We start from the raw sequence: 2,000 nt of genomic DNA on the forward strand, positions 1-2,000 counted from the left end.
ATGGACGGCGACAAAAGCGACATAAAGGCCATTTCCGAGCTGGCCCTTAGGCACGACGCGCTTTTGATGGTGGACGAGGCCCACGCCACCGGCGTTTTCGGCGAAAATGGCGCGGGCCTTTGCCACGGGCTTTCGGTGGACCTCGTGATGGGCACCTTCGGCAAGGCCCTTGGCTCCTTCGGAGCTTACGCGGCCTGCTCGGAGAGGATGTACCATTATCTGGTGAACCGCTGCGGCGGCTTCATCTATTCAACCGCCCTTCCGCCTTCGGTGATCGGCGCAGTTGACGCGGCCCTGGACATCGTCCCCCGAATGGAAGAGGAGCGGAAAAATCTCGCGGAAAACGCCCGATTTTTGAGGGAGTCGCTAAGCAGCCTGGGCTTTTCCACCGGGCCTTCCCAAAGCCAGATAGTGCCGGTGATAATCGGCGACGAGGCGGAAACCTTAAGCCTTTCAACCCATCTTTCCGAAAACGGCATCCTGGCCGTGGCCATTCGCCCGCCCACGGTGGAAAAGGGCAAAAGCCGTATAAGGCTTTCCCTTTGCGCCCTCCACACCCGCCAAATGGTTGAAAATCTCGTGTCGGTTTTCGCATCCTGGAAGCGGCCATGAAATTCCCGCCTGCCCTTTTCGTAACAGGCACGGACACCGGAGTGGGCAAGACCTTCGTTTCCGCAGTCCTTATGTGCGGCCTTCTAAACGCCCGCTACTGGAAGCCGGTCCAGAGCGGAACCTGCGAGGGAACCGACACCGGCTGGATAAGGGCCGCCACAACTCTTGCGCCTGAACGCTTTTATCCGGAAGCCGTAAAGCTGAAAGCCCCGCTCTCGCCCCATCTTGCGGCATCCATGGAAAACGCATCCATATGCCTGGAAGATTTCACCCTGCCCCCGGTTCCCGAAAACGGGCATCTCATCGTGGAGGGAGCAGGCGGAATCCTGGTTCCGCTTAACGCCCAAGAGCTTGTGGCGGACCTGATCGTAAAGCTTGATCTTCCGGCCCTTCTCGTGGCCCGGAGCGGCCTTGGCACCATCAATCACTGCCTTTTGTCCATTTTTGAATTAAGGCGCAGGGGAATAGAAATTTTAGGTGTGGTTATGAACGGGCCGGTCAACCCGGAAAATAAGAAAGCCATAGAGCATTACGGCAAGGCGCGGGTGCTTGCCCAGATTCCGCCTGTTAAAGACGCGGATTTTTCCTCTCTCAAACGGCTTTTTACGGAAGAATTTGACGTTTCTTAAGCGCAACAAAGCAGTTTCGCGTTTTTAGGCAGGCTTTTAAACCCCCTGCCCTATTACATTCAAGGATCATCCGATGGACTCCAAAAAAATTTTCGAGCTCGCACACCTTATCGCGGACGGAAAAACGCCTGATACCGCAGATCTGACGGAACTGGCCGATACGCCCGAAAGCGGGGCCCTGCGCCTTGCGGCCGGGGCCGACATCATAAGGGAGCGATATTTCGGCAAAAGCGCACACCTTTGCACCATTGTAAACGCCAAGAGCGGAAACTGCTCCGAGGACTGCGCCTTCTGCTCCCAGTCGGCGCACGCGTCCTCCGACATTTCCCGCTACGGCCTCATGGACAAAGGTTCCATCAAAAATGGGGCATCCTACGCGCAAAAAGCCGGCATAAACCGTTACTCGGTGGTGACAAGCGGCAGGAGGCTTCCCAAAAGCGAGGTCAAAAAGGTTGCCGACACCTTTTCGGAAATGAAAACCGGCAAGCCGGGGCTCTGCGCCAGCCTTGGAATTCTGGATGCCCAAGACTTCGCCATTCTAAAGGCTTCCGGCATGAGCCGGTATCATCACAACCTTGAGACCGCGGAAAGCCATTTTGACAAAATCTGCACCACACACAGCTTTTCGGAGCGCGTGGAAACATTGAGACTGGCCAAGGCGGCGGGTCTTGCAATCTGTGCGGGCGGAATTTTCGGGCTTGGCGAGACGGACAGGCAGGTTCTTGAAATGGCTCTTACCCTAAGGGAGCTTGACGTTGA

3 protein-coding genes are annotated in these 2,000 nt (G+C 56.5%); all 3 read left to right on the forward strand.

Annotation, left to right across the window (positions count from 1 at the left end; all coding sequences use genetic code 11):
* A partial coding sequence (locus KKA81_16990; GenBank protein ID MBU2652624.1) for an aminotransferase class I/II-fold pyridoxal phosphate-dependent enzyme occupies positions 1-612 on the forward strand: 612 nt, incomplete at its 5' end.
* Positions 609-1,241, forward strand: coding sequence for a dethiobiotin synthase (gene bioD, locus KKA81_16995; GenBank protein ID MBU2652625.1), 633 nt, complete (start codon positions 609-611; stop codon positions 1,239-1,241). The genes KKA81_16990 and bioD, both read left to right, overlap by 4 nt.
* A gap of 73 nt (positions 1,242-1,314) precedes the next feature.
* The coding region (gene bioB / locus KKA81_17000; GenBank protein MBU2652626.1) for a biotin synthase BioB at positions 1,315-2,000 on the forward strand (686 nt) is incomplete at its 3' end.

Source organism: Bacteroidota bacterium (genome assembly GCA_018831055.1).
Classification (GTDB): domain Bacteria; phylum Bacteroidota; class Bacteroidia; order Bacteroidales; family B18-G4; genus M55B132.

Excerpts from the sequence above, each read along its gene's own strand:
- bioD (MBU2652625.1), top strand. The coding sequence starts at position 609 with ATGAAATTCCCGCCTGCCCTTTTCGTAACAGGCACGGACACCGGAGTG.